The sequence below is a fragment of the Cryptosporangium japonicum genome, from assembly GCF_039524755.1.
Classification (GTDB): Bacteria; Actinomycetota; Actinomycetes; order Mycobacteriales; family Cryptosporangiaceae; genus Cryptosporangium; species Cryptosporangium japonicum.
Map to the genome: position 1 here is coordinate 1 of NZ_BAAAGX010000001.1, position 24,672 is coordinate 24,672.

At 73.5% G+C, this 24,672-nt stretch carries 28 protein-coding genes; 14 read left to right on the plus strand and 14 right to left on the minus strand.

Annotation, left to right across the window (positions count from 1 at the left end; genetic code table 11):
* The 4 genes from ABD437_RS00005 to rimP form a co-directional block, all read right to left on the minus strand.
* Positions 1-410 (minus strand): translation initiation factor IF-2 N-terminal domain-containing protein (locus ABD437_RS00005; RefSeq protein WP_344646598.1); only part of this gene is annotated, 410 nt, incomplete at its 3' end.
* A gap of 104 nt (positions 411-514) precedes the next feature.
* Positions 515-856, minus strand: coding sequence for a YlxR family protein (locus ABD437_RS00010; RefSeq protein ID WP_344646599.1), 342 nt, complete (start codon positions 854-856; stop codon positions 515-517).
* A gap of 8 nt (positions 857-864) precedes the next feature.
* Positions 865-1,920, minus strand: a complete 1,056-nt coding sequence (gene nusA / locus ABD437_RS00015) for a transcription termination factor NusA (protein ID WP_344646600.1) — start codon at positions 1,918-1,920, stop codon at positions 865-867.
* Complete coding sequence (gene rimP / locus ABD437_RS00020) at positions 1,917-2,408, minus strand: ribosome maturation factor RimP (RefSeq protein ID WP_344646601.1); 492 nt, start codon at positions 2,406-2,408, stop codon at positions 1,917-1,919. Before rimP ends, nusA begins: the two co-directional genes overlap by 4 nt.
* Before the next feature lie 168 nt (positions 2,409-2,576).
* On the opposite strand from rimP, the gene ABD437_RS00025 reads away from it, so the two are divergent.
* Both ABD437_RS00025 and ABD437_RS00030 read left to right on the plus strand, forming a co-directional pair.
* Positions 2,577-3,089 (plus strand): hypothetical protein, encoded by a 513-nt coding sequence (locus ABD437_RS00025; protein ID WP_344646602.1) that lies wholly within the window; start codon positions 2,577-2,579, stop codon positions 3,087-3,089.
* Between the two features lie 79 nt (positions 3,090-3,168).
* Positions 3,169-3,606 (plus strand): ferritin-like domain-containing protein, encoded by a 438-nt coding sequence (locus tag ABD437_RS00030; protein ID WP_344646603.1) that lies wholly within the window; start codon positions 3,169-3,171, stop codon positions 3,604-3,606.
* Positions 3,607-3,622: 16 nt separating this feature from the next.
* On the opposite strand, the gene ABD437_RS00035 is transcribed toward ABD437_RS00030, so the two are convergent.
* Together ABD437_RS00035 and ABD437_RS00040 are read right to left on the minus strand one after the other, a co-directional pair.
* The gene (locus ABD437_RS00035) at positions 3,623-4,342 is read right to left on the minus strand and encodes an HAD family hydrolase (RefSeq protein ID WP_344646604.1); all 720 of its coding nucleotides are present in this window, start codon (positions 4,340-4,342) and stop codon (positions 3,623-3,625) included.
* A gap of 40 nt (positions 4,343-4,382) precedes the next feature.
* On the minus strand, positions 4,383-5,576 hold the full coding sequence (locus tag ABD437_RS00040; protein ID WP_344646605.1) for an MFS transporter: 1,194 nt from the start codon (positions 5,574-5,576) through the stop codon (positions 4,383-4,385).
* 119 nt (positions 5,577-5,695) lie between these two features.
* On the opposite strand from ABD437_RS00040, the gene ABD437_RS00045 reads away from it, so the two are divergent.
* Positions 5,696-6,394, plus strand: coding sequence for a nucleotidyltransferase domain-containing protein (locus ABD437_RS00045; RefSeq protein ID WP_344646606.1), 699 nt, complete (start codon positions 5,696-5,698; stop codon positions 6,392-6,394).
* Here ABD437_RS00045 and ABD437_RS00050 read toward each other — a convergent pair.
* A complete protein-coding gene (locus ABD437_RS00050; protein ID WP_344646607.1) occupies positions 6,391-7,098 on the minus strand; it encodes a VIT1/CCC1 transporter family protein in 708 nt (235 codons plus the stop codon). The two genes, ABD437_RS00045 and ABD437_RS00050, sit on opposite strands and share 4 nt — an antisense overlap.
* 17 nt (positions 7,099-7,115) lie before the next feature.
* On the opposite strand from ABD437_RS00050, the gene ABD437_RS00055 reads away from it, so the two are divergent.
* The gene (locus tag ABD437_RS00055) at positions 7,116-7,952 is read left to right on the plus strand and encodes a YaaA family protein (RefSeq protein ID WP_344646608.1); all 837 of its coding nucleotides are present in this window, start codon (positions 7,116-7,118) and stop codon (positions 7,950-7,952) included.
* Here the strand turns inward: ABD437_RS00055 and map are convergent.
* The 6 genes from map to ABD437_RS00085 form a co-directional block, all read right to left on the minus strand.
* Complete coding sequence (map, locus tag ABD437_RS00060) at positions 7,915-8,766, minus strand: type I methionyl aminopeptidase (protein ID WP_344646609.1); 852 nt, start codon at positions 8,764-8,766, stop codon at positions 7,915-7,917. The genes ABD437_RS00055 and map overlap by 38 nt on opposite strands.
* Before the next feature lie 59 nt (positions 8,767-8,825).
* On the minus strand, positions 8,826-9,653 hold the full coding sequence (locus ABD437_RS00065) for a sirohydrochlorin chelatase (RefSeq protein WP_344646610.1): 828 nt from the start codon (positions 9,651-9,653) through the stop codon (positions 8,826-8,828).
* The gene (locus tag ABD437_RS00070) at positions 9,650-10,906 is read right to left on the minus strand and encodes a sulfate adenylyltransferase subunit 1 (protein ID WP_344646611.1); all 1,257 of its coding nucleotides are present in this window, start codon (positions 10,904-10,906) and stop codon (positions 9,650-9,652) included. Before ABD437_RS00070 ends, ABD437_RS00065 begins: the two co-directional genes overlap by 4 nt.
* Before the next feature lie 2 nt (positions 10,907-10,908).
* A complete protein-coding gene (cysD, locus tag ABD437_RS00075; protein WP_344646799.1) occupies positions 10,909-11,835 on the minus strand; it encodes a sulfate adenylyltransferase subunit CysD in 927 nt (308 codons plus the stop codon).
* A gap of 5 nt (positions 11,836-11,840) precedes the next feature.
* A complete protein-coding gene (cysC, locus tag ABD437_RS00080) occupies positions 11,841-12,458 on the minus strand; it encodes an adenylyl-sulfate kinase (RefSeq protein WP_425558057.1) in 618 nt (205 codons plus the stop codon).
* 223 nt (positions 12,459-12,681) lie between these two features.
* A complete protein-coding gene (locus ABD437_RS00085; RefSeq protein WP_344646613.1) occupies positions 12,682-12,777 on the minus strand; it encodes a putative leader peptide in 96 nt (31 codons plus the stop codon).
* Between the two features lie 113 nt (positions 12,778-12,890).
* Here ABD437_RS00085 and ABD437_RS00090 point away from each other — a divergent pair, with 113 nt between their 5' ends.
* The 4 genes from ABD437_RS00090 to ABD437_RS00105 all read left to right on the plus strand — a co-directional run bounded on the left by ABD437_RS00090 (position 12,891) and on the right by ABD437_RS00105 (position 17,190).
* Positions 12,891-12,983 (plus strand): putative leader peptide, encoded by a 93-nt coding sequence (locus tag ABD437_RS00090; protein WP_342673838.1) that lies wholly within the window; start codon positions 12,891-12,893, stop codon positions 12,981-12,983.
* A 114-nt stretch (positions 12,984-13,097) separates the two neighbouring features.
* Complete coding sequence (locus ABD437_RS00095) at positions 13,098-14,765, plus strand: nitrite/sulfite reductase (protein ID WP_344646614.1); 1,668 nt, start codon at positions 13,098-13,100, stop codon at positions 14,763-14,765.
* A 160-nt stretch (positions 14,766-14,925) separates the two neighbouring features.
* Positions 14,926-15,621: a phosphoadenylyl-sulfate reductase gene (locus ABD437_RS00100; RefSeq protein ID WP_344646615.1), complete on the plus strand. Its 696-nt coding sequence runs from the start codon at positions 14,926-14,928 to the stop codon at positions 15,619-15,621.
* 57 nt (positions 15,622-15,678) lie between these two features.
* Positions 15,679-17,190 carry a S1C family serine protease gene (locus ABD437_RS00105; protein ID WP_344646616.1) on the plus strand — a complete coding sequence of 504 codons (1,512 nt, stop codon included), beginning with the start codon at positions 15,679-15,681 and terminating at the stop codon, positions 17,188-17,190.
* 160 nt (positions 17,191-17,350) lie between these two features.
* Here the strand turns inward: ABD437_RS00105 and ABD437_RS00110 are convergent, their stop codons facing one another.
* Positions 17,351-18,697, minus strand: a complete 1,347-nt coding sequence (locus ABD437_RS00110) for an acyltransferase family protein (protein ID WP_344646617.1) — start codon at positions 18,695-18,697, stop codon at positions 17,351-17,353.
* A gap of 71 nt (positions 18,698-18,768) precedes the next feature.
* On the opposite strand from ABD437_RS00110, the gene ABD437_RS00115 reads away from it, so the two are divergent.
* From ABD437_RS00115 to ABD437_RS00140, 6 genes are all read left to right on the plus strand, one after another.
* Positions 18,769-19,263, plus strand: coding sequence for a YbaK/EbsC family protein (locus ABD437_RS00115; protein ID WP_344646618.1), 495 nt, complete (start codon positions 18,769-18,771; stop codon positions 19,261-19,263).
* Between the two features lie 37 nt (positions 19,264-19,300).
* The gene (locus ABD437_RS00120; RefSeq protein ID WP_344646619.1) at positions 19,301-20,008 is read left to right on the plus strand and encodes a monooxygenase; all 708 of its coding nucleotides are present in this window, start codon (positions 19,301-19,303) and stop codon (positions 20,006-20,008) included.
* 5 nt (positions 20,009-20,013) lie between these two features.
* Positions 20,014-20,559: a GNAT family N-acetyltransferase gene (locus ABD437_RS00125; RefSeq protein ID WP_344646800.1), complete on the plus strand. Its 546-nt coding sequence runs from the start codon at positions 20,014-20,016 to the stop codon at positions 20,557-20,559.
* Positions 20,556-21,326 carry a carotenoid biosynthesis protein gene (locus ABD437_RS00130; protein ID WP_344646620.1) on the plus strand — a complete coding sequence of 257 codons (771 nt, stop codon included), beginning with the start codon at positions 20,556-20,558 and terminating at the stop codon, positions 21,324-21,326. The genes ABD437_RS00125 and ABD437_RS00130 overlap by 4 nt, the downstream gene beginning before the upstream one ends.
* Entirely contained in the window at positions 21,323-22,444 is a 1,122-nt protein-coding gene (locus tag ABD437_RS00135) for a glycosyltransferase family 2 protein (protein ID WP_344646621.1), read from the plus strand. The genes ABD437_RS00130 and ABD437_RS00135 overlap by 4 nt, the downstream gene beginning before the upstream one ends.
* Positions 22,445-22,506: 62 nt before the next feature.
* Positions 22,507-24,660 (plus strand): Hsp70 family protein, encoded by a 2,154-nt coding sequence (locus tag ABD437_RS00140; RefSeq protein WP_344646622.1) that lies wholly within the window; start codon positions 22,507-22,509, stop codon positions 24,658-24,660.
* The last annotated feature ends 12 nt before the right edge of the window (positions 24,661-24,672 follow it).

Below are 24,672 nucleotides of genomic sequence, written 5' to 3' on the forward strand. Positions count from 1 at the left end.
CCCGGACGCGGGCCCGGCGCCGGACGGGCGCCCGGAGCCGACGCGGCCGCACGGGCGGCCGCGGCCTGGGCCTGCTGAGCCGCCTTCAGTTCGGCGGCGCGAGCCTGCTCGGCCTTGACTTCGATGTCCTGCGCGCTGGCCGTGCCCTGCGGGCGGGCCATCGACGCCGGAGACGGAATGTTACGGGGCGGCCGGGGGCCGCTGGGCGGACCGGGCTTGCGCCCTCCGCCATTGCCGCCGGATCCCGACGGCGAGGTGTATGCCTCCCGCAACCGACGCGCCACTGGCGCCTCGATCGTGGACGAGGCCGATTTCACGAATTCGCCGAGCTCTTTGAGCTTGTTCAGCACGTCCTTGCTGGGAATGCCGAGTTCCTTGGCGAGTTCGTGTACGCGGGCCTTGCCTGCCACTGCTCTCCTCTTCCGAGGCCGGGCGGCACGACCCGCTCGACCTACTAGTTACTCACGAAGCTTGCTCATCGCAGAGACTTCATCGCACGCTCATACCGGGAGACCTACTTTTCGTCCGTGGGTCCGGGCAGGGTGCCCAGTCCCGTCTCGAGCTGTGTCACATACTCACCGACCGCCTCGGCGTCGATGACACCGGGGACCCGGAGCGCACGCCCGAAAGCGCGGCGCCGTTCCGCTAGTACGAAACACGCTGGGTCGGGGTGCAGCCAAGCGCCCCTTCCCGGCAGCCGACGCGCCGGATCGGGAATCGTGACGCGGGTACCCCCACGTTCGATCGCGACGACGCGTAGCAGCTCAGTGGCTGCCGCTCGCTGCCGACATCCCACGCAGGTCCGCGTTGGGTAGCGGTCATGCGGGGACGGCGCCGGACGGGTGCGGCGAACCACAGGCCAGTCTACCCCGCGCTGCCTGGGACCGAAGCGTCCGGTTCCCCCACTGTTGCCGCAGTGGTCGCATCCGGCACATTCGCATCAGTCGTTTCGGCGTCGCTGTGGATGTCGATGCGCCAGCCGGTGAGGCGCGCGGCGAGGCGGGCGTTCTGGCCCTCCTTGCCGATCGCCAGCGACAGCTGGAAGTCCGGCACGGTCACCCGCGCCGAGCGGGCCTCCAGATCGACGACCTCGACCGACTTCACCTGCGCCGGCGACAGCGCCGCGGCGACGAAGCGCGCGGGGTCCTCGACCCAGTCGACGATGTCGATCTTCTCGCCGTGCAGCTCGCTCATGACCGCGCGGACCCGGGCCCCGAGCGGGCCGATGCAGGCACCCTTCGGGTTGACGCCGGCCACGGTGGCCCGTACCGCGATCTTCGAGCGGTGCCCGGCCTCCCTGGCCACCGCCGCGATCTCCACGGTGCCGTCGGCGATCTCCGGTACCTCCAGTGCGAACAGCTTGCGCACCAGGTTCGGGTGCGTCCGGCTCAACGTGACCTGCGGGCCACGCATTCCCTTCGCCACGTGGACGACGAGCGCCTTGATCCGCGCGCCGTGCTGGTAGGACTCCCCCGGCACCTGCTCGGCCGGCGGCAGCGTGGCCTCGATCTTGCCCAGGCTGACCGAGACGATGCCGCGCTCGGCCCGGGACTCGTGGGCCTGGATCACACCCGCGACGACCTCGCCCTCACGGGAGGCGAACTCGCCGAACGTCATCTCGTCCTGGGCGTCGCGCAGGCGCTGCAGGATGACCTGCTTGGCGGTCATCGTCGCGATCCGGCCGAAGTCGTCCGGGGTGTCGTCGAACTCGCGCTCGAGCGTGCCGTCCTCCGCGCGCTCGGCGGCCCACACCGTCGCCACGCCGGTCTTGCGGTCGACCTCGACGCGCGCGTCGGAATGGGCGTGACCGGTGTGCTTGTACGCGGTCAGCAGCGCGGTCTCGATCGCCTCGATGATCGTGTCGAAGGAGATCTCGCGCTCTCGCTCGACCGCGCGCAGGGCAGCGATGTCGATGTTCATCGGTCTCCTCCTTCTGTTTCGTCGTTCTTGGCCCGGCCGAACTCGACCTGGACCTTGCCCGGGCCGAGCTCGGTGAACGTGGCCGTGCGCTCGCCCTTGTCGTCGGTGAGGCGGACGCCCTGGTCGTCGACGGCGGTGATCCGCGCGGTGACGCTGCGGTCGCCGATGCGGACGGTGACCAGGCGCCCGACGTTGCGCCGCCAGTGGCGCGGGTCGGTCAGCGGCCGGTCGACGCCCGGCGAGGTGACCTCGAGGGTGTAGGGCCCGGTGCCGAACGAGTCGGTCTTGTCCAGGGCGGTGGAGACGTCCTTGGACACCGTCGCGATGTCGTCGAGCGTGATGCCCCCGTCGGTGTCGACCACGACACGCACCACCGTGCGGCGGCCGGCCTGGTTGACCGCGACCTCTTCCAGGTCGTACCCGGCGGCGCTGACCACGGGTTCGACCAACGCCACGATTCGGGAGCGCATCGCCTGCGGGGCTGGCATCCGACACCTCCGAACGGTGGTCACTGTGCAGTTGTTGGGGGTCCCCGAACACCTGGGAGACAGCCTAACGGTTCGTTCCGAGCGCCCCTCCATCCGGCACGCATGGGCTCGGCTGGGAAACTAACGGGCGTGCCCTTCGCAACGCGCCGTGTCGGCCCGCTCACTACGTTGAACAGACGCCAGGTGCTCGGGGGTCTGCTGGCCGCCGGTGCGGCCGGGTCGCTGGCGGGCTGCGGGCTGGTCGACCCGGGGCCGGCGGTACCGGCCGTGGCGGCCGACCCACTGGAGAAGCTGACCGTGGAGAAGCAGGGGCTGGTCGATCTGTACGACGCCACGATCAGCGCGCACTCCTCGCTCGCCGAGCGGCTGCGGCCGCTGCGTGAGGCCCACCGCGAACATCGGGACGCGCTGCTCGAGCTGCTGGACGCCCGGCGGCGGGCGGCGCTCGCGCGGGCCACTCCGGCGGTGCCGGGCCCGTCGGGGTCGGCGCCGAGCGCGCCGCGCGGCACGCCGGCCGGTGCGTCCCCGACCGCGGCGCTGACCGCGCTCCGGGCCGCGGAGAAGGCGGCGTCGGCGGCCTCGCGGGCGGCGTGCCTGGCCGAGACCGGAGGGAGCGAGCGGGTCACGGTGCTCGGAAGCATCTGCGCCGGGGAAGCGTCCCACGAGGTGGCCCTCGCATGACCGCACCCGAGGGTGGAGTCCGGACGGTGACCCGGGGTGGCTCGGCGTCGGGTGGCTCGGGCTGGGGCGGGAGGGTGGCATGAGCGGGGAAGCGGATCGGTTGCAGCTCGCGCTGGCCGCGGAGAACGCCAGCGTGTACGCCTACGGGGTGATCGGGGCCTGGCTGACCGGCGACGAGCTGGGCTGGGCCCGGGCGGGCGACCTCGCCCACCGCCGGCAACGCGACGCCGTCTCGGACCTGATCACCGCCTCCGGTGGCACACCGACACCGGCCGCGCCCGCCTACCAGCTGCCGAAGCCGGTGACCGGCCGGGCCGCAGCCGTGGTGCTCGCCGCGGAGATCGAGACCCGAGCGGCCGCGGTGTGGCGCTCGGCGCTCGGGTCGCTCACCGGTAACGGGCGCGAGGTGGCGCTGGACGCGCTCGTCGGCTCAGCCGTGCGAGCAGCCCAGTGGCGCACCGCCGCCAGCCCCGGCAAGCCCCCGGTCGTCCCCTGGCCCGGCGGATCGAGCTCGTAGTCCGCCGCCCGCGTTCTCAGCGGGCCGCCCGCCAGGAGTCGACCAGGGGCAGGAGTTCGGGGAGGCGCTGGATGACGGCGTCGGGGGTGCCTACGGTGTGGCCGACCTGGTGTGCCGGGACCGGGCTGTGGGGCACGTGGACCGCGCGCATCCCGGCGGCCTGGGCGCCGTAGATGTCGTCGAACAGGCGGTCCCCGACGAACACGCAGGACGCCGGGTCGTCGACGCCCACTGCTTCCATCGCGGCCCGGAACGCCTGCGGGTGCGGCTTGGTCCACGGGATCTCGCTGGTGTAGACGGCCCCGTCGAACAGGTCGAGCACACCGTCGCGTTCGAGGACGCGCTCGTGGTGATCACGCCCCCAGATCGTGTTCGACAGCAGCCCGACGCGCAGCCCGCGCTCGCGCAGCGCGGTGAGCATCGCGGCGGCCTCGGGATCGGTGTAGGTGTGCGGCGCCCAGTGCCGCTCGTGCGCGGTGAGCAGCTCGGCCGTGAGCGCGATGCCCGCGGCGGCGCACACGTCGGCCATCGTCGTCGACGTGTGCTCGTCGCGGGAGCGCTGCCAGGCCGCGTCCTCGGCGGCGAGCATCGCGTCGACCAGCTGTTCGGGGGTGGCCGCGCCCTCGAGCGCGGCCATTCCGCACTCGTCGGCGATCGTGCGCCAGAGGGCGCGGGCGTCGATCGTGTGCCAGGGGGTGAGCGTGCCGCCCCAATCGAAGAGAACCGCCTTCACCATGCCGACACTGTGCCACCACCCACCGACACTTTCCGGCCGGTCAGTCCAACGCGCGCAGCGGACGCAGCGCCGCCGCCGAGGCACCCAGTACGAGCAGCCCTCCGGCCAGGTAGGCCACGCCGTCGGAGCCCACCGCCACCGCCGCGAGGCTCAGCGCCAGCACACCGACGCCCTCCAGGAACACGTTCGACGCGATCATCGTCGCCTCGAGCTGCCCCATCCGGCCGGGCGGAGCGAGCCGCGCGAACGTCGCCTGGGCTCCGACCGTCCACCCGGTCGCGCCTCCGATGACCAGGTTCACCAGCACGAGCAGCAGCGGGTGCCCGCCGGCGAACAGCACCAGCGCGCCGACGACGAGCGCGATCCCGAGAACCGCGGACGTCCGCGCCTGGTTGAGCGGCCGCTCCAGGAACACGGTCCGGCCGGCCACGAACGTGAACGCCGCCCCGCCGAGCGCCGACGCCGCCATCACGGCCGGTATCCAGCCCTTCGGCGCGTTCGTCGCCACCGTCTCGGGCAGCACGCTGCACACCAGCGTGGCCCAGGTGAGCAGCGCGAGCACCCGCAGCGTCGGCTGGCGCCAGATCAGGACGAACCCCGCCCCGGGTGGCAGCCGGTCGCGCCGGGTGCGTTCCTCGGCGATCGGCAGCACGGCGAGGATCGCCGCGGCCAGGACGAACGACGCCAGGTCGACCAGGAGCGCCACCCGCGGCCCGAGCGCGATCGTCAGGGCGGAGCCGGCCGCGATGCCACCGACCTGCACGAGCAGGTTGATCACCGCGGCGAGGCCGAAGTACGGCAGCTGGATGTCGCGCTCGACCGACTCGGCGACGACCGCCGTCGTCACCGCCAGGTAGGCCGCACGCACCGCGCCGAGCAGCGCGGAGGCGGCCAGTGCCGTGGACGCCGACGGGAACGCCGACGGCAGGGCCAGCGCGCCGGCGCCGGCGAGCGCGAGCAGGCTCAGCGTCGGGCGGCGCGGTGGGACGTCGAGCCAACCGCCGAGCAGCGTGGCGACCAGGATCGCCGGCAGGGCCCGCGCGGTGTAGACCGCCGCCGCGCCCACCAGCGAACCGGTCTGCTGGTAGCCCAGCAGTAGGAGCGCGGCGAGCCCGACGAAGTCACCGAGCTCGGAGATCGCCTTGACGCCGATCAGACGCCCGGCGACCGGATGCCGAAGAACCGTGCGGTATCCGCGCCGCACGTCGGTGCGGGTCGCCCCGGATCCCGTCATAGTCCCCATATAGTGGGCACAATCGGTCGGGAACTCAAGCGGAACCCGAAACGGCCTCATATTTCGCCGAAGGGCGGTGAGGTGCTCCCGCGGAACAGGGGACACGGCAGGATATCGCTGTGGCCTCTCCCCACACCTCTGAGCAGGAGTCCCGCGCCGAACTCGCCGCCGATCTCGCCCGACGCGTCCGTCGTCGCTGGCGCGCCGACGTGGTGGCGATCGGTGCGACCGGCGCGCTGGCGCACGAGGACGACCGGCACGGCACCGGCGTCGAGATCGTCGTCGCGACGTACCGGCCGGGCGGTGGTCCCGCGCCGACCCGTCGCCGGCTGCGTGGGCACGTCGTCGATCTCACGGTCGCGTCGCAGCAGGACCTGCTGACCCGGGCCCGCGCGCTCACCCCGGACTGGCCGCTGCGTGCCGACGGCCACCTGCACGTCCGTCCGCTCGACGACGACAGCGGCTGGCTCGCCACGCTGCGCGACGCCCACCGCGCGCGGCTGGCGGAGGCCACCCTGCGCGAGTTCAGCGCGCTGGCCCAGGAGGCGTGGTGCGAGGCCTGGTCACTGCTCGACGCGGCCGCGCGCTCCGGTCAGTGGCACGACGACGACGGCGCGATCCTGCTGCTCGCCCGGGCCCGGCTGGCCACGGCCGTCACCGACGGTCTGCTCACCCGCACGTACTTCCGCGGCCCCGTCGACGCCGCCCGCCGCGCCGGCACCGTCGGGCTGGACCTGGTCGAGCTCCGCGCCCGGCTCACGCAACAGGCGACCGAACTGGAGAAACGCGGCTGCCCGGTGGACACGGAACCGTTCTAGGCCACGCCCGAGCCGATCACGGAGCCGACGCCGAACGTGATGGCGGCCGCGGCGGCGCCGAGCACCAGCTGCCGGAACCCGCCGAGCCACCAGCGCCCGGCGGTCGCGCGCGTCGCCAGCGCACCGGCGGCGAACAGACCGACACCACCGATCGCGAGGCCGAGCCAGAGCTGGTCGGAGCCGAGCAGGAACGAGAGCAGCGGGATCAGCGCACCGACCGAGAAGCAGACGAACGACGACACGGCCGCCGTCCAGGGCGACGGTTTCTCCTCCGGGATGACGCCGAGCTCGGTCAACGCGTGCAGCCGCAGCTGCAGGTCGGGTTTCTCGGCGGCCTCGGCCGCGATCCGCTCGGAGAGGTCCGGGGAGAGCCCGGCGCGCTGCAGCATCAGGACGAGCTCGCGCCGCTCGGCGGTGCCGTGCAGGGTCAGCTCGCGCCGTTCCTTCGCCACCTCGGCGTCGAGCTGTTCGTTCGCCGTCCGTACCGAGCTGTACTCGCCGAGCGCCATCGAGACCGCGCCGGCGACGAGGCCGGCCACGCCGGTCAGCACGATCGCCTGCCGCCCGACCCCTCCGCCGCCGACGCCGGCGATCAGCGAGATGTTCGTGACGAGCCCGTCCATCGCCCCGAACACCGCGGCCCGCAGCCAGCCGCCCGACACGTCACCGTGGTGCGTCACCAGCAGGAGTTCGTCGTCGTCCACGCCAGTAGTCTCGCTCCATGCCGCGCGCCACCCCGGAGAAGGCTCCCCTCACCCTGCTGCTGCCCCCGTCGGAGACGAAGCGGCCCGGCGGCGACGGACCGGCGCTCGATCTGTCCACGTTGGCCTTTCCACCGTTGCGCGACGTCCGGGAGCGCCTCCTGGACGCGCTGGTCCAGCTCGCCGGCGGTGACGAGGAGGCCGCGCGGAAAGCCCTCGGCCTCTCCCCCGGCCAACGCGACCAGCTCGACCTCGACGCCGCCCTGCGTACCGCGCCGACCGGTCCGGCGCTGACCCGCTACACCGGGGTGCTCTACGACGCGTTCGACGTCGCGGGGCTCACCCCGGCGCAGCGCAAACGGGCGGCCGACCGGGTCGTGATCGCGTCGGCGCTGTTCGGGGCGGTGCGTGGCGGGGATCTCATCCCGGCGTACCGGTTCTCGGCCGGTGCCCGGCTGCCCGGGTTCGGCACGCTCGGCGCGCTCTGGAAGCCGGTGCTCGGCCCGGTGCTGGCCGCGTTGCCCGGGCTGGTCGTCGACCTGCGTTCCGGGGCGTACGCGCAGCTGGCCCCGGTGCCGGGCGCGGTCACGGTCCGGGTGCTCTACGTCGCGCCCGACGGCGGCCGCTCGGTGGTCAGCCACTTCAACAAGCACGCCAAGGGCCTGCTCACCCGGGCGCTGGCCACCACGACCGCGAACGTGACCGACCCGGCCGGCGTGGTGCGGGTGGCCGCGAAGGCCGGCCTCGCGGCCGAACGTCACGGCCCCCACGGCGTTGACGTCCTGCTCTACGAACCCCCGGCGGGAACGCCGGCGGCGGCTAGGGCAGCGTCAAAATCTCCGCGCCCGTCTCGGTGACGACGAGGGTGTGCTCGAACTGGGCGGTCCACTTGCGGTCCTTGGTGAGGACCGTCCAGCGGTCGGGCCACATGTCCCACTGGTAGGTGCCGAGCGTGATCATCGGCTCGATCGTGAACGTCATCCCGGGCACGATCTCGACGTCCAGGTCGGGGTCGTCGAAGTGCGGCACGTGCAGGCCGGAGTGGAACGTCTCGCCGATGCCGTGCCCGGTGAAGTCACGCACGACGCCGTAGCCGAACCGCCGCGCGTAGGACTCGATGACCCGCCCGACGACGTTGAGCTGCCGCCCGGGCTTGACCGCGTTGATCGCCCGGCGGGTGGCCTCCTCGGTGCGCTCGACCAGCAGCCGCACCTCCTCGGCCGGCTCTCCGGCGAAGAACGTGGCGTTGCAGTCGCCGTGCACGCCCCCGATGAACGCGGTGACGTCGATGTTGACGATGTCGCCGTCCTCGATCACCGTGCTGTCGGGGATGCCGTGGCAGATCACCTCGTTCAGCGAGGTGCAGCACGACTTCGGGAACCCGCGGTAGCCGAGCGTCGAGGGGTACGCGTCGTGCTCGATCAGGAACTCGTGGACGACCCGGTCGATCTCGTCGGTGGTGACGCCCGGCGCGACGTGCTTGCCGCCCCACTGCAGCGCCTGGGCGGCGATCCGCCCGGCCACCCGCATCTTCTCGATCGTCTCGGGGGTCTGCACGTCCGAACCGGTCCACCGCTGCGGCGCGGGCTTCCCGACGTACTCGGGACGCGGGATCGACGCCGGGACCTCACGCCGAGGGGACTGCCGGCCGGGAACCAGGGGTGCACGCATGGGCCCAAGGTTAGGTCAGGACACGCCGGGCCGGGCGGGCCACGGCAACACCCCGGGCGTTAGCCGCGCGACACATCCGCCGGGTGCGTGTGCGGCTGCTGGAGCTGCCCGACCCTTTTCTCCCGCCCTGGCCACGGTGACCGGTATTGGCAGGTGTCGCAGTTCATCAGCACCGAGCGGCCGACCGCTTCGGTGTAGCGCTCGAGGATCAACCGGGCCACCGACGGGTGCGCGCCGAGCACCTCGGCCACCCGCGCCCCGGCGGCCAGCGCGTCCCGCCGCACCGCGCCCGGCAACCGTCCCGGCGCCAGGAAGTACGGCACGACGAGCACGTCGTCGTGGCCGAGGCGGTGCAGGCGGTCCACGGCCTCGGTGACGCTCGGCCGGGTGGCTCCGGCGTACGCGACCTCCACGGGGGCCTCGGCCCGCCGGTACTCCCAGAACAGCCGGGCCGCACGCCAGATCTCGGCGTTCGCGTCCGGGTCGTCGGCGCCGGCCGACGCCAGCACGAGAGCGGTCGACGGCCCGGCGCCGGCCTCGCGGACCCGGTCGGTCAACGCGTCGAGCAGCAGCGGATCCGGTCCGAGCGGCCGCCCGTAGTCGACGACCAGCCCGGAGTCCCGGGCGATCCGCACCGCTCCCGCGATGTCGCCCTTGCTGTGCGAGGCCGCGGTGAGCAGCAGCGGCAGCGTCGCCACCGGTTTCCCCTCGTCGGCGAACCGGCGCAGCGCCCCGGTCACCGACGGCGGCTCGTGGTCGACGAACGCCAGCTCGACCAGCAGCTCCGGAGCCAGTTCGCGGACCTGTTCCATCAGCGCGTGCAGCGTCGCGACGCCGGGCGGGTGCGACGTGCCGTGCGCCACCGCCAGCAGTACCGGTGCGTTCATACCCCGGCGGGCTGCTCGACCATGCCGGCCGCCACGGTGGCGCCGGTCGCCTCGTCGATCAGCAGGAACGACCCGGTTCCCCGGGAGAGGACGTACGGGTCGACGGCAACCGGCTCGGCCAGGCGCAGCGTCACGTCGCCGATGTCGTTCAGCTCCAGGGCGTCGGCGTCCTCGCGTTTGAGGGTGGTGACGACGAGCCGGTCCGCGACCGCACCGACGATCGCCCGGACCTCACGGGTGCCCGCGCGCAGGCGGAACCGGTCGCCGGCCCGCACCTGACGTTCGGCCAGCACGCAGACCCGGCCGGTGAGCTCGCGCACCGGCGCGGGGGCGTCGGGGGCGGCGGCGATCAGGTCACCGCGGGAGACGTCGACGTCGTCGGCCAGCCGGACCGAGACCGACCGGCCGGTCCCGGCCTCGGAGAGTTCACCGTCGTGGGTGTCGATGCCGGCGATGCGCGTGCGCCGCCCGGACGGGAGGACCACGATCTCGTCGCCCACCCGGAGCGTGCCCGCCGCCACCCGGCCCGCGTAGGCCCGGTAGTCGGGGTGCTCGGCCGAGCGCGGCCGGATCACCAGCTGCACCGGGAGCCGGGCCCCGACCTGCCCTCCGCGCGGCGGCACCGGCACGGTCTCCAGGTGGTCGAGCAGGGTTTGACCGGCGTACCAGCCGAGGTTCGTCGACGGCTCGACGACGTTGTCGCCGTGCAGCGCGGACACCGGGATCGCGGTGAGCGACCGCAGGCCCAGCTCGGACGCCAGCACGTCGAAGTCGGCCACGATGCGGTCGTAGACCTCCTCGGAGAAGTCCACCAGGTCCATCTTGTTCACGGCCAGCACGACGTGGCCGACGCCGAGCAGCGCGGCGACCGCGGCGTGCCGGTGCGACTGCTCCACCAGCCCGTGGCGTGCGTCGACCAGCACGACCGCGACGTCGGCGGTGGACGCGCCGGTCACCATGTTGCGCGTGTACTGGACGTGCCCGGGGGTGTCGGCGAGCACGAACGTGCGCTTGGGCGTCGCGAAATACCGGTAGGCGACGTCGATCGTGATGCCCTGCTCCCGCTCGGCCCGCAGACCGTCGGTGAGCAGGGCCAGGTCGGCCGCGTCCAGACCGCGCCGCTTGGACGCGGCCTCGACGGCGTCGAACTGGTCGGCGAAGACGTTCTTGGAGTCGTGGAGCAGGCGCCCGATCAGCGTGCTCTTGCCGTCGTCCACCGAACCCGCGGTGGCGACCCGCAACAGGTCGGACATGGTTAGAAGTATCCCTCGCGCTTGCGGTCCTCCATGGCGGCCTCGCTCGCGCGGTCGTCGGCGCGGGTGGCGCCGCGCTCGGTGAGGCGGCTGGTCGCGGTCTCCGCGATCACCTCTTCCACCGTCGACGCGGTCGAGCGCACCGCACCGGTGCAGGTGGCGTCGCCCACCGTGCGGTAGCGCACGGTCTCGACCCGCACCTGCTCGCCGGCCCGCGGCGGGGTGAACGGCGTCACCGCCAGCACCATGCCGTCCCGGTCGAAGACCTCGCGCTCGTGGGCGTAGTAGATGCTCGGCACCTCGATGCCGTCGCGGGCGATGTAGCGCCAGATGTCCAGCTCGGTCCAGTTGCTGAGCGGGAAGATCCGGACGTGCTCGCCGGGGGCGATCCGGCCGTTGTACAGGTCCCACAGCTCCGGACGCTGGTTGCGCGGGTCCCACTGGCCGAACTCGTCGCGGATCGAGAACACCCGCTCCTTGGCCCGTGCCTTCTCCTCGTCGCGGCGCGCGCCGCCGAGCACCGCGTCGAACCGGTGGTCGGCGATCGCGTCGAGCAGCGGAACCGTCTGCAGCGGGTTGCGCGACTGGCCCGGGCGCTCGGAGACGCGGCCGCGGTCGATCGCGTCCTGCACCGAGGCGACGACCAGGTCGAGGCCCAGTTCGGCGGCGCGGCGGTCGCGGAACTCGATGACCTCACCGAAGTTGTGGCCGGTATCGACGTGCATCACCGGGAACGGGATCCGGCCGGGCGAGAACGCCTTCTCGGCCAGGCGCAGCATGACGATCGAGTCCTTGCCGCCGGAGAACAGCAGCACCGGCCGCTCGAAGCTGCCCACCACCTCGCGCAGGATGTGGATCGACTCGTCCTCCAACGCGGTGAGGGCGGCGTCGTGGGCGTCGGTCAGGTGCTCGAGGTGCAGGTCGGAGATGGTGGTCACAGCAGACCCCTTTCGGACAACGCGGCGAGCACCGCGTCCACGGACGCGTCGAGACTTTCGGGCTGGAGCACGAGTTCGGGCGCGGTCGGCGCTTCGTAGACGTCGTCGACGCCGGTCAGGCCGGAGATCTCGCCGGCGCGCTGGCGGGCGTAGAGGCCCTTCACGTCGCGGACGCTGCAGATCTCGACCGGGGTGGCGACGTGGACCTCGAGGAACGGAGTGCCGCTCGCGACGTGCCGGGCGCGCACGGCGTCGCGGGCGGCGGCGTACGGCGAGATGACGGCGGCGAGCACGAGGACGCCGTTGCGGGCCAGCAGCTCGGCGACGAACCCGATGCGGGCGACGTTGGTGTCCCGGTCCGCCCGGCTGAAGCCGAGGCCGGCCGAGAGGTGCTCGCGCACGGCGTCGCCGTCGAGCACCTCGACCCGGCGTCCCTGGGCACGAAGCCGCTCGGCGACCGCATTTGCGGTGGTGGTCTTCCCGGCGCTGGGAAGGCCGGTCAGCCAGACGGTGGCGCCGGTCACTGTGGGATGCGCCACATCCACCGTGTCGGACGGACCACTCTGCGTAGGAGTGGCAGGCGCGCCAGTGGTGGCGGCGGAAACGATCGGCATCGCGCGATCTCTCCTGACCTCGGGGAGGAACTTCACGTCACGGGAGGAATTGTCCCGCCGGAAGCTCGGTGACGGGGGCACGACAGTCGGTCAGGGGCTCGCCGATGAGCCGCTGATCAGCGGTGGTACCAGGGGGTCCGTCTGCGCGGGCCGGTCGTGGCCGGTGCGGATGAGAGGCCGACCGAGGGCTGGAGACAGCCGTCGTGGGACGCCGGAGCCGCGCTCAGAGAGCGCGACACACTGCGCTGGAGACGCGCAGCAGGTCGACGTGCCGACGCGAGGTCAGCATCGCCGAAGCGGGGCGGGTACGGCCGGTCATGGTTGCCGATGATGACACAGCAAAGGGGCGCAGCCAACCAGGATCAGATTACCTACTATTCCAGTAGGTGAGCACCGTTTCCCAACATCTGGCTGGCGCCGCATCGCTGTGCGATGCTTTTGGACGTGACGACGCGAGGCACCCTCTTGGTCGCCCGCCTGCATGTCGACCTGCAGCGGGTGATCAGCGCTGCCTGTCCTAGCTGACAGGTCCGCCGCGCCCCTCGTCCGTCTCTTGACCGTTTTCGGCCTCCAGCTCCCCGATGTCACCCGGGTGAGCGCCGCAGGCTGCGGTCCGACTCCCCTGTGAGGTAACCAGAGATGCCTGCCCGTACCGCCAGTGGTCGACCTCGGGGTCAGGGCCAGTGGGCCCTCGGCTACCGCGAGCCACTCAACAAGAACGAGCAGATGAAGAAGGACTCGGACGGCCTGACCGTCCGGGACCGCATCATCAACATCTACGCACACGGCGGCTTCGACTCGATCGACCCGCAGGACCTGCGTGGACGGATGCGCTGGTACGGCCTCTATACCCAGCGCGCACCCGGCATCCCCGGCGGCAAGACCGCGGTGCTGGAGCCCGAGGAGCTCGACGACCGCTACTTCATGCTGCGCGTACGCATCGACGGCGGCCGGATGACGTCCGAGCAGCTGCGCACGATCGCCGGCATCTCCACCGAGTTCGGCCGCGATGTGGCCGACGTCACCGACCGGCAGAACATCCAGCTGCACTGGATCGCGATCGAGGACGTGCCGGAGATCTGGCGGCGGCTCGAGGGTGTCGGTCTCTCCACCACCGAGGCCTGCGGCGACACGCCGCGCGTCATCCTCGGCTGCCCGCTGGCCGGCGAACTCGAGACCGACGTGCTGGACGCGACCGAGCCGCTGCGCCGCGTCGTCGACCGCTACATCGGCGATCCCGCGTTCTCGAACCTGCCGCGCAAGTTCAAGAGCTCGATCTCCGGGTGCGCCGAGCACTGCACCAACCACGAGATCAACGACGTCGGCTTCGTCGGGGTCGTGAACGCCGACGGCGAGCGCGGCTACGACCTGTGGGTCGGCGGCGGGCTCTCCACCAACCCGCGCTTCGCCGAGCGGCTCGGGGTCTTCGTCCGGCCCGACCAGGTCGAAGCGGCCTGGGCCGGTGTCGTCGGCATCTTCCGCGACTACGGCTACCGCCGCTCACGCACCCACGCCCGGCTGAAGTTCCTGCTGGCCGACTGGGGCCCGGAGAAGTTCCGCGAGGTGCTCGAGACCGAGTACCTGAAGGAGGCGCTGCCCGACGGCCCGCCGCCGGCGCAGCCGATCCAGGACCAGCGTGACCACGTCGGGCTCACCCCGATGCGCAACGGGAAGCTGGCGGTGGGCTTCGCCCCGCGCGCCGGGCGGCTCTCCGGCTCGATGCTGACCGCGGTGGCCGACCTGGCCGACCGGCTCGGCGACGGGCGCATCGCCGCCACCGCCCAGCAGAAGCTCGTCGTGCTCGGCGTCGGGAGCGCCGACGTGGACGAGCTCACCGACGAGCTGGCCACCCACGACCTGCTGGTCAAGCCGAGCGCGTTCCGGCGCGGCACGATGGCCTGCACCGGGCTGGAGTTCTGCAAGCTGGCGATCGTCGAGACCAAGGCCCGCGCCGACGTGCTCTACCGGGAGCTGGAGAAGCGCCTGCCGGAGTTCGACGAGCCGATCACGATCAACATCAACGGCTGCCCGAACTCGTGCGCCCGGTTCCAGACCGCCGACGTCGGCTTCAAGGGCTCGATGGTCCGGGACGACGACGGCGCCATGGTCGAGGGCTTCCAGGTGCACCTCGGCGGGCACTACGGCGCCGAGGCGGCGTTCGGGCGGAAGTTCCGTGGCCTCAAGGTCACCGCGGACGGCATGCCCGACTACGTCGAGCGGATCCTGCGGGGCTACCTGGAGCGGCGCGAGCCCGGCGAGCGGTTCGCGGCCTACGTGGCCCGGGCCGAGGAAGCCTGGCTCCTGTGAGCGAGCGGGCCGCGCCGTTCTACTGCCCCTACTGCGGTGACGAGGACATCCGTCCCGACGGTGAGCACCACGGCCAGTGGCGGTGCGGTGCCTGCACGCGCGTGTGGACGTTGAAGTACGTCGGCTTGGGCCGTCCGTCGTTAGACCAGGAGGTGGCGCGATGACCCTCGAGGTCACTGATCTGCGTGGGTTCGCCGATTCCGCGGCGGCCGAGCTGGAGGGTGCGCACCCGATCGAGGTGCTGCGCTGGGCCGGCGAGACGTTCGGCGAGCGGCTCTGCCTGACCTCGTCGATGGGTGACGCGGTGCTCGCGACCCTGGCCGCGGAGGCGGTGCCCGGCATCGACGTGGTGTTCCTGGACACCGGGTACCACTTCGCCGAGACGCTGCAGACGCGTGACCGCGTCGCCGCGACCCTGGACGTGAACGTGGTGACGGTGAAGCCGGAACTCACCGTCGCGCAGCAGAACATCCGGTACGGGCAGAGCCTGTACGCGCGTGATTCGGACGCCTGCTGCGGGATGCGCAAGGTCGAGCCGCTCGACCGCGGGCTGGCGCCGTACGACGCCTGGGCCTCCGGGCTGCGCCGGGACGAGTCGTACGCCCGACGCCACACGCCCGTGGTCGGCGTCGACGCCCGGCGCGACAAGATCAAGGTGAACCCGCTGGCGTGCTGGACGCAGGCCGACGTGGACCGGTTCGTCGCCGAGCGGAACGTGATCATCAACCCGCTGGTGGAGCGGGGATTCCTGTCGATCGGGTGCGCGCCCTGCACGCGTCCGGTGCAGCTCGGGGAGGACTCGCGGGCCGGTCGCTGGTCCGGGTCCGAGAAGACGGAGTGCGGGATCCACCTCTGAGTCATCCCTCAGGGAGGGCACAGGGAGCTCACAGTTTCGCGAGCGATCGTTGCAGACATGGACGAATCGCACCGCTCCCCCGCAGCCGGCGGTGACCAGGCCGGCACCCCGTCGACCCCCACCCCGGGGACTCCGCACTCGATCGGGACCCCGCGCCCCTCGGACGCGTCCTCCCCCTGGGCGGCTCCCCAGCCGCCCGCTTCTCCTGCTCCCCCCGTCGACGACACCGCGGCCGACGGGGCGACGCCCTCGGCTCCGGGCGAGCCGGCCGGGTACTACAGCGGGCCGGCGGCTTTCACGTCGGGGCCGCACCCCGGGACCGGCACCCACGCCGGTGCGGCGTACGACTCCGGCACACCGTGGTCCGGCGCCCACCCGACCGGGCCGCACCCGACCGGGCCGCACCAGACCGGGCCGTTTCCGGCCTGGAGCTCGGGGGGTGCGCACGGGCAGCCGGTCGGAACGGTGACGCCGCCGGCCCGGCGCCGGGGTCCGCTGGCCGTGGCGATCGCCGGTGGCGCGCTGGTCCTCGCGCTGGTCGCCGGCGGCACCGGGGCCGTGGTCGGCGTCGCGGTGAGCGACCACTCCGGCACCGGGGTCACGATCAACCAGGAGTCCGGCACCGCGGTGACGAAGGCCGGCGAGGCCGGCACCGTGGAGGCCGCCGCCGCGACCGCGCTCAAGAGCGTCGTCACGATCCTGGTGACCACCGACTCGGGTTCCGGCTCCGGCTCGGGTGTCGTCCTCGACACGTCCGGCCACATCCTCACGAACAACCACGTGGTCGAGGAAGCGGCCCAGGGCGGCACGATCACGGTCATGCTGCCGGGCGGCGAGACCCGTCCCGCGACGATCGTCGGCCGCGACCCCTCGTCGGACATCGCCGTGATCAAGATCGGCGACGCGAGCGGGATCGTCCCCGCGACGTTCGCGCAGTCCTCGACGCTCAAGACCGGCCAGACGGTGCTCGCCGTCGGTGCCCCGCTCGGTCTGTCGAACACCGTCACCGAGGGCATCGTCAGCGCCCTCAACCGCCCGGTGCGCACCGGCTCCTCGGCCGACCAGAACACCGTCCTCGACGCCGTGCAGACCGACGCCGCGATCAACCCGGGCAACTCCGGTGGCGCGCTCGTCGACCTGTCCGGCCGGGTGATCGGCATCAACTCGGCGATCGCCACCGTGAGCGGCTCGTCCGGCGGCGGGCAGGACGCCCAGTCCGGCAACATCGGCGTCGGGTTCGCGATCCCCTCCGACACCGCGCTGAACGTGGCCAAGCAGCTGATCCAGGACGGCACCGCCGAGCACGCGACGCTGGGCGTCAGCGCCCAGGACACGCAGAGCGGCACCGGCGCGCAGATCGCCCAGGTCAGCAGCGGCTCGGCGGCCGACAAGGCCGGGCTGAAGGCCGGCGACGTGGTCACCGCGATCGACGACCGGAAGGTGACCGACACCGACGGGCTGGTCGCGGCCGTCCGGGCGCACAACCCCGGCGACGCGGTGAAGGTGACCTACCAGCGGGGCGGCACCACCGCCACCGCCACCGTGACCCTGAACAGCAGCGCGACCTGACCCGGACCCCCGCGCTGCGAACCCGGCGGCGGCCCCCTCCGCCGCCCGCGCGTGCCCCACACCCCGGACCCGGGTGTGGGGCACGCGGCTTTTCGGGCCTACGACGGGTTTCCGGGGCTCTATCGGCAGCCGTAGGCCCGGGAACCCGTCGTAGGCCCGGTTACCCGCGCCCGGCCGCGCGGACGAGGGCCCAGCCCAGGCCGAGCGCCACCAGGCCGGCCCACGCGGTCACCGGCACGACCACCAGGTGCGCGGTCCGCTCGGCCAGCAGGCCGTTGAGCCCGGTCACCGCGACCACCAGCATCCCGAACGTCGCCAGCGCCACCCCGACGGCGGCCCCCACCCCGTCCAGCGCCCCCGAGCGCCCGCCCGGCCGCGCCCCGGAGCGCCCGCCGGGCCGCGCGGCCGCGGGCCGTTCGAAGCGGCGGAACACCAGCACCAGCGGGAGCAGCAGCGCGACCAGCACGGCGAGCCAGAGCGGCCGCGTCGCCCACCACAGCGCACCGCCGGCCGCCGGCGTCGGCAGCCCCACCGACACCGCCGCGGCCAGCGCGAACAACGCCGTCAGGTGCCACAGGAACACCGTCATGACCACGCCGTTCGCCGCGACGACCCCCGTCCACACCGACGGTCGCGCCAGCCACCGCGTCACCGGGCCCCGCGCCAGCACGACCAGGCCGGTGAGCCAGGCCCCGTGCGCCACCAGCGCGAGCGTCGGCGGGTTCATGTTCGAGACCGGCGCGCCGGGCAGCCCCACCATCGACACCGGGTACCAGCCCAGCACCACGGTGAGCAGCACGACACCGCCGAGCCCACCGGCCACCAGCCCGGCCCCCACCCGCCGGGTCAGCACGCCGTCGGCGTAGAGGAAGCCGAGCTGGTGCGCGGCCAGCCACACCAGCGCCACGTTCAGCGCCCCGATCGCCTCGACCCCACCGAGCAGCCGGACCCCGTCGACGATCCCGGACGCGGCCACCAGGACCACCGGCACCCAGACCCCCCAGCGCCGGTGGGCGGCGTGCAGGAGCGGCGCCAGCCCGACGACCCCGAGGTACACCCCGAGGAACCACAGCGGCTGGACGATCGTGCGGGTCGCGAGACGCAGCACCTCGTGCGACTGCAGCCCGGCCAGTTCGGTCGCGGCCGCCACCGTCGCCCAGACGCCCAGGAACACCGCGGTGGGCGCGAGCAGACGCCGTAACCGGCCCGCGACGAAGGCCGCGTACGTGCGTCGCCGCGACGTCAGCGCCGCCGCGTGGGCGGCCCCGCCGACCAGGAAGAACAGCGGCATCACCTGGAAGATCCAGGTCAGCCACTGGGCCGCGGGCACCGAGGCGAGCACGTTCCCGGCACGCAGCTTCCCGTCGTCGACGGTGAGCGTGAGCATCAGCCAGTGACCGAGGACCACCACGCCGATCGAGACGACGCGCAGGGCGTCGACGTAGCGGTCGCGGGTCGCCGGGGTGGCCGCGGCGAGCTCGGCCGCCGACAGACTCGAGGTTGTCATGCGTCCACGGTCGCGGCTCGCCGACGCGCAACGCAGAGCAGAACTACTCGGAAACCGCGATGATGTCGGCCATGACCTCGACACCCACGACGTCCGAGCCCGTCCACCCGAACGTCGCGGCCGTCAACGCCGTCCTCGAGGCGTTCGGCTCGGCGAACCGCGTGCGGATCCTCCCGGACGCCGCACGCACCGCCGCCCAGGCGGCCGAGGCGCTCGGCGTGAGCGTGGGCCAGATCGCGAACTCGCTGATCTTCGAGGCCGACGGCGCGCCGCTGCTGGTGCTCGCGTCCGGCGCGCACCGGGTCGACACCGCGATGGTGGCCGCGCTGGTCGAGGTGGAGACGGTCCACCGGGCCACCCCGGAGTTCGTCCGCGACGCCACCGGCCAGGCCATCGGCGGCGTCGCCCCGGTCGGTCACCCGGCGCGCGTGCGCACGCTCGTCGACGTCGCGCTCGCGGCCTACGACACGGTGTGGGCCGCCGGTGGCGTCCCGCACGCCGTTTTCCCCACCACCTATGACGAACTGCTGCGAATCACCGGCGGTGTCGCGGCCGAGGTCGCCTGACGCTGCCGTTCGCCACGCTCACCCGTAGGCTGACGACATGCCATCCCCGGCGCTCGTCACCGTCCACGTGTGGAACGTGCCGAACCGCCGGGTCCCGGCCGCGCTCACCCGGATGGCCACCGACCGTCTGCGCCTGCGTCGGGTGCCGGGGCTGCGGTTCGCGCGCCTGCTGGGCACCGGCCGCGGCGACACGTTCACGGTGCGCGACGCCGACCCGAACCGCTGGGCGCTGCTGGCCACCTGGGGGTCGGAGGCGGAGGCCGCGGCGTTCGAGCGCGCGCCCACCGCGACCGGCTGGGACCGCCTGGCCGACGAGCGGTGGCGGGTGGAGCTGACGCCGCTGGCCTCGCACGGCCGCTGGTCGCGCCGCGAGCCGTTCGGCGCCCCCACCCCGCGCAGGTGGGACGGACCGGTGGCGGCGCTGACCCGCGCGCGCCTGACCGTGCGGAGAGCGGTGACGTTCTGGCGTGCGGTGCCGCCGGTGGCGTCGGCGTTGGACGAGCACCGCAAGGACGGCGGCCTACGGGCCGCGATCGGCGTCGGCGAGGCCCCGGCCGGCTGGCAGGGCACGCTGAGCGTCTGGCGGAGCGCGGACGACCTCCGCGCGTTCGCGTACCAGGGAGCCGCCCACGTGGCGGCGATCCGTAGAACTAAGGAGACCGGGTGGTACGCCGAGGAACTCTTCGCCCGTTTCGGCGTGGTGCGGGCGGACGGCTCGCTGGACGGCAGAGATCCGCTGACGTGACCCCGCTGACCCCGGTGCGCTGGTCCGCACGCGACGTCGTGGCCCACCTCGACGAGGTGCTGAGCGTCTACGGCACCGCGATGAACTACTCCCCGAGCCTGGTCGAAGGGCGGCGGGGCATCCTCGTGGCGCACACCAGGCGGCCGGAGTTCCGCGCGGTGGGCACGTTCGACGCCGACGGCAAGGTGGTCGGATTCGGGTACGGCTACCGGGGCGAGCCGGGCCAGTGGTGGCACGAGCACGTGCGCTCCCGCCTGGACCCGAACGGGTACCGGGCGTGGCTCTCGGACTGCTTCGAGGTCGTCGAGCTGCACGTGGCGCCGGGCGTCCAGGGTCAGGGCATCGGGGAGAAGCAGATCCGGTTGCTGCTCGACGGCGTGAACCGCCGCACCACGGCGCTGTCCACGCCGGAGGGCGGCGAGTCCAGGGCGTGGAAGCTCTACCGGCGCCTCGGGTTCCTCGACGTGCTGCGCGACGTGGTGTTCCCCGGCGACGACCGGCCGTTCGCGGTGCTCGGGCGGGGGCTCCCGCTCGACGACCCGACGCCGTGACCACCCGGCGGCTCCCGCTCGTCCTGGTCGGGCTGACCGTCCTGGCCCAGATCGCGTACCCGCTGGTGAGCGGCTCGGCCCGGAACACGTTGACGGTCGGAACGGTCGTGCTGGGGTTCGCCGCGGCGGTGACGCACGCGGTGCTGACCCGGGGCACGCGGGTCGCCGCCGTGCTGGTCGTGGTCACCGCGGGCGGCGGGCTGCTGGTGGAGGCGCTGGGCACCGCCACCGGCCTCCCGTTCGGCGAGTACGCGTACGCCGGCACGCTCGGGGGCAAGGTGCTCGGCGTCCCGTGGGTGATCCCGCTGGCCTGGACGATGATGGCGTGGCCGGCCTGGCTGGTGGCCGGGCGGCTGGCGTCGGGGTGGGCGCGGGTGCTGGTGTCGGGCTGGGCGCTCGCGTCCTGGGACCTGTTCCTCGACCCGCAGATGGTCGACGCCGGTCACTGGACCTGGTCCTCGCCGGGCGCCGGCCTGCCGGGGGTGCCCGGCATCCCGGTGTCGAACTACGTCGGGTGGGTGCTGGTGGCGGTGATCATGTCCGCGCTCCTGCACCTGCTGCTGCCCTCGTCGGACGCCGATCGCGCGGCCCCGATGCTCGGGTTCTACCTCTGGACCTACGCGTCCTCGGTGCTGGCCCACGCGGCGTTCTTCGGCCTGCCGGCGTCGGCCGCCTGGGGTGCGCTCGGCATGGGGCTGGTGGCGCTTCCGCTGGCGGTGCGCCTGGCCCGCACCACCCGCCCGGCGCCGCTGGCGAGCGCCCGATGAGCCGGCGGCGGCTCGCCACCGACCCGGTCGCCTGGGGCGCACTCGGGGCGGCCGCGCTCGCGGTGCACTCGGTGGTCAACGCCCGGCGGCTGCGGCGCCCGCCGGCGCACCCGCCGGTCGCCGACGTGCGGGTGTCGGTGCTGCTGCCGGTGCGCGACGAGGAGCAGCGGGTGGAACCGTGCCTGCGTGCGCTGCTGGCCCAGCGGGGCGTTCCGGCGTACGAGATCGTCGTGCTCGACGACGGCAGCACCGACCGCACCGCCGAGGTCGTCCGCCGGGTCGCCGACGGGGATCGGCGGGTGCGTCTGGTCACCGGCGGAGCACTCCCGGCCGGGTGGCTCGGCAAGCCGCACGCCTGCCAGCAGGCCGCCGACGCCGCCGACCCGGCGTCGGACGTGGTGGTCTTCGTCGACGCGGACGTGGTCCTCGCGCCGGACGCGGTCGCGGCGGCGCTCGCCGTCCTCGACGAGTCGGGCCTGGACCTCATCTCGCCGTACCCGCGCCAGGTGGCCGACTCACCCGCCGAGCGGCTGGTGCAACCGCTGCTGCAGTGGTCGTGGCTGACCACGCTCCCGCTCGGCCTGGCCGAACGGTCCCCGAAGCCATCGCTGACCGCCGCGAACGGACAGTTCCTCGTCGTGCGGCGCACGGCGTACGACGCCGCTGGCGGCCACGGTGCCGTCCGCGACGACGTCCTCGAGGACATCGGCCTGCTCCGCGCGCTGAAACGCACCGGCGGCCGTGGTGTGGTCACCGACGGCTCGACGCTCGCCGAGTGCCACATGTACGGCTCGTGGGCCGAGCTGCGGAACGGCTACGGCAAGTCGCTCTGGGCCGCGTTCGGGTCCCCCGTCGGCGCGGTCGCCACGGTCGGCGGGCTGTCGCTGCTCTACGTCGTGCCGGCCGTCGCCGCGCTGCGCGGGAGCCGCCTCGGTCTGCTCGGCTACGCGGCCGGCGTCACCAGCCGGGTGGTGGCCGCGCGGGCCAGCGGCGGTCGCGCCTGGCCGGACGCGCTCGCCCACCCGGCGTCGATCCTGGTGTTCGGATACCTGACCGCGCGGTCGTTGCGGGAACACCGCCGGGGCACGTTGACGTGGAAGGGCCGCACCGTCGACTGAGGGCGGTGCCACTTCGCCGATGTTCCTCCCGCGGACGGTCCGGACTCCCTAAGGTCACGGCCGTGCGCGGGTACTCCGGACCGGACCTGGCCATCGATTTCGGCTCGACCCACACGGTGGCGGCCTGGCGCGGTCGGGACGGCCGGGCGCAGCCGTTGATGTTCGACGGCAGCTTCCTGCTGCCCTCCGCGGTGCTGGTCTCCTCGGACGGCCGGGTGACGGTCGGGCGCGACGCGGAGCGGGCCGCGCGGCTCGAGCCGTCGCGCTTCGAGCCGACCCCGAAACGCCGGGTGGACGACGGCACCGTGCTGCTGGGATCGCAGCCGGTGCCGGTGGCGCGTCTGATCGGCGGCGTGCTGCGGCGGGTCGCCGACGAGGCCGCCCGGGTGGCGGGGAGCCTTCCCGCCCGGATCGTGCTCAGCCACCCCGCCCAGTGGGGTGCCCGGCGACGTCAGGTGCTGGTGGACGCCGCGGCCGACGCCGGGCTGCCCGAGGTGTCGCTGGTGGCGGAGCCGGTCGCGGCGGCCCGGTACTTCACGGGCGTGCTGGGGCACCGGGTGCCGGACGGGGCCGCGCTGCTGGTGTACGACTTCGGCGGCGGCACGTTCGACACCGCGGTGCTGCGTGCGACCGGTGACGGCTGGCGGGTGCCGGCGTCCGACGGGCTGCCCGACGTGGGCGGGCTGGATCTCGACGCGGCGATCGTCGAGCACCTGGCCACGACGGTCGGGGCGCGGTCGCCGGACGTCTGGGCCCGGCTGACGCAGCCGGCCGACGACGGCGCCCGCCGCCGGAACCGGATGTTCTGGGAGGACGTGCGGGCGGCGAAGGAACAGCTGTCGCGGACGTCGGTGGCGAACCTGCTGGTGCCGATGCTCGACGTCGACGTGCACCTGACGCGGCCGGAGTTCGAGCAGCTCGCCCGGCCGTACCTGGAGCGGACGGCGGACGTCGCGGCGGGGGCGTTGCAGCGCGCCGGGGTGCGTGCCGACCAGCTCGCCGGGGTGTTCCTGGTCGGCGGTTCGAGCCGGATCCCGCTGGTCGGCACGATCCTCCACCAGCGGATCGGGGTGGCGCCCACCGTCATCGAACAGCCCGAGCTGGTCGTGGCCCTGGGCGGCCTCGACGAGCCGGCCGCCACCGAGCCACCCCCGATCGCCGCACCGATCGCCGCACCCGCGACGGCAGCACCCGGTGGCGCCCCGAGCCCAGCCCCCAGCCCAGCCCCCAGCCCAGCCCCCAGCCCAGCCCCCAGCCCGGCGCCCGGCCCGGCGGCACGGCCGGTCGGGACCGGGGCGACGGCGGGGCGGTCGACGCGAAGACGGACGACCGCGGTCGCGGCCGGGATGCTCGCGCTGCTGCTCGTGGCCGGCGTCGTGGCCTGGACCACGTGGCCACGGGGCGGAACCGACCCCACCGACACCGACGGCCCCACCTCGGCCTCCCCCGGCGCCGACCACCAGGAACTCACGGTGAACAAGACCGCCTGGTACGGCCCGCTGAAGATCACCCTCGGCCGGTTCGTCTACGAGGCGGAGCGGCTCACCCTCGAGACCACGGTGGAGAACGAGGGGCCGGCCGCGTTCAGCCCCGACGTCACGATGACCGTCACGCTCGACGGCGTCGAGACCACGATGGACCCGGCGACGCTCGACCCGGTCCCGGGCGGACGCCGGACACGCATCACCTACACGTCCCGCGCGGTGGACGTCGGCGGAAGCATCGCCGACGGTGTCTTCACGATCGGCCGCGGCGACGAGGCCAGAGCCACGGTCCCGGTCGGCGAGCGGGGCGAACTCGTGTCCTACGAGCCGCGCGACGTGCTGCGGGAACCGGCGAAGCTGGCCCTGCGGGACCTCGCGGTCACCGTGCGGTCGTGCCGGCTCCGGGGCGGTTTCCTCGACTTCAACGGCCAGGCCGACGCCGGCTACCAGGCCCTGGTCTGCGTCCTGGACGTCCAGTACACCGGCGGCGCCGGCGCGGGCCACTACTTCGGCACCGATCAGATCGTCCTGGTGGCCCCGGACGGCACCGAGACCGGCTCGACGACGTCGGTGAACGAACCGCTCTACGGCCCGACGGTCCACCGCGGCGTCACCCCGGGTTTCCTGGTGACGTCCCCGTTCACCGGCCGGTACCGGCTCCGGCTGGTCGACGTCCACGCCGGCGAGACCCGCACCGCCGCGACGACGAGGGACCTCGAACTGACGCGGTGAGCCGCATCGACG

Coding starts and splice junctions, on each gene's coding strand:
- ABD437_RS00090 (WP_342673838.1), top strand. CDS start 12,891: ATGCTTTTGGACGTGACGACGCGAGGCACCCTCTTGGTCGCCCGCCTG.
- ABD437_RS00115 (WP_344646618.1), top strand. CDS start 18,769: ATGACCTCGACACCCACGACGTCCGAGCCCGTCCACCCGAACGTCGCG.
- rimP (WP_344646601.1), bottom strand. CDS start 2,408: ATGCCAGCCCCGCAGGCGATGCGCTCCCGAATCGTGGCGTTGGTCGAA.
- cysC (WP_425558057.1), bottom strand. CDS start 12,458: ATGCCGATCGTTTCCGCCGCCACCACTGGCGCGCCTGCCACTCCTACG.
- ABD437_RS00110 (WP_344646617.1), bottom strand. CDS start 18,697: ATGACAACCTCGAGTCTGTCGGCGGCCGAGCTCGCCGCGGCCACCCCG.
- ABD437_RS00135 (WP_344646621.1), top strand. CDS start 21,323: ATGAGCCGGCGGCGGCTCGCCACCGACCCGGTCGCCTGGGGCGCACTC.
- ABD437_RS00085 (WP_344646613.1), bottom strand. CDS start 12,777: ATGACCGGCCGTACCCGCCCCGCTTCGGCGATGCTGACCTCGCGTCGG.
- ABD437_RS00100 (WP_344646615.1), top strand. CDS start 14,926: ATGACCCTCGAGGTCACTGATCTGCGTGGGTTCGCCGATTCCGCGGCG.
- ABD437_RS00030 (WP_344646603.1), top strand. CDS start 3,169: ATGAGCGGGGAAGCGGATCGGTTGCAGCTCGCGCTGGCCGCGGAGAAC.
- map (WP_344646609.1), bottom strand. CDS start 8,766: ATGCGTGCACCCCTGGTTCCCGGCCGGCAGTCCCCTCGGCGTGAGGTC.
- ABD437_RS00105 (WP_344646616.1), top strand. CDS start 15,679: ATGGACGAATCGCACCGCTCCCCCGCAGCCGGCGGTGACCAGGCCGGC.
- ABD437_RS00055 (WP_344646608.1), top strand. CDS start 7,116: ATGCCGCGCGCCACCCCGGAGAAGGCTCCCCTCACCCTGCTGCTGCCC.
- ABD437_RS00065 (WP_344646610.1), bottom strand. CDS start 9,653: ATGAACGCACCGGTACTGCTGGCGGTGGCGCACGGCACGTCGCACCCG.
- ABD437_RS00035 (WP_344646604.1), bottom strand. CDS start 4,342: ATGGTGAAGGCGGTTCTCTTCGATTGGGGCGGCACGCTCACCCCCTGG.
- nusA (WP_344646600.1), bottom strand. CDS start 1,920: ATGAACATCGACATCGCTGCCCTGCGCGCGGTCGAGCGAGAGCGCGAG.
- ABD437_RS00120 (WP_344646619.1), top strand. CDS start 19,301: ATGCCATCCCCGGCGCTCGTCACCGTCCACGTGTGGAACGTGCCGAAC.
- ABD437_RS00095 (WP_344646614.1), top strand. CDS start 13,098: ATGCCTGCCCGTACCGCCAGTGGTCGACCTCGGGGTCAGGGCCAGTGG.
- ABD437_RS00070 (WP_344646611.1), bottom strand. CDS start 10,906: ATGTCCGACCTGTTGCGGGTCGCCACCGCGGGTTCGGTGGACGACGGC.
- ABD437_RS00040 (WP_344646605.1), bottom strand. CDS start 5,576: ATGACGGGATCCGGGGCGACCCGCACCGACGTGCGGCGCGGATACCGC.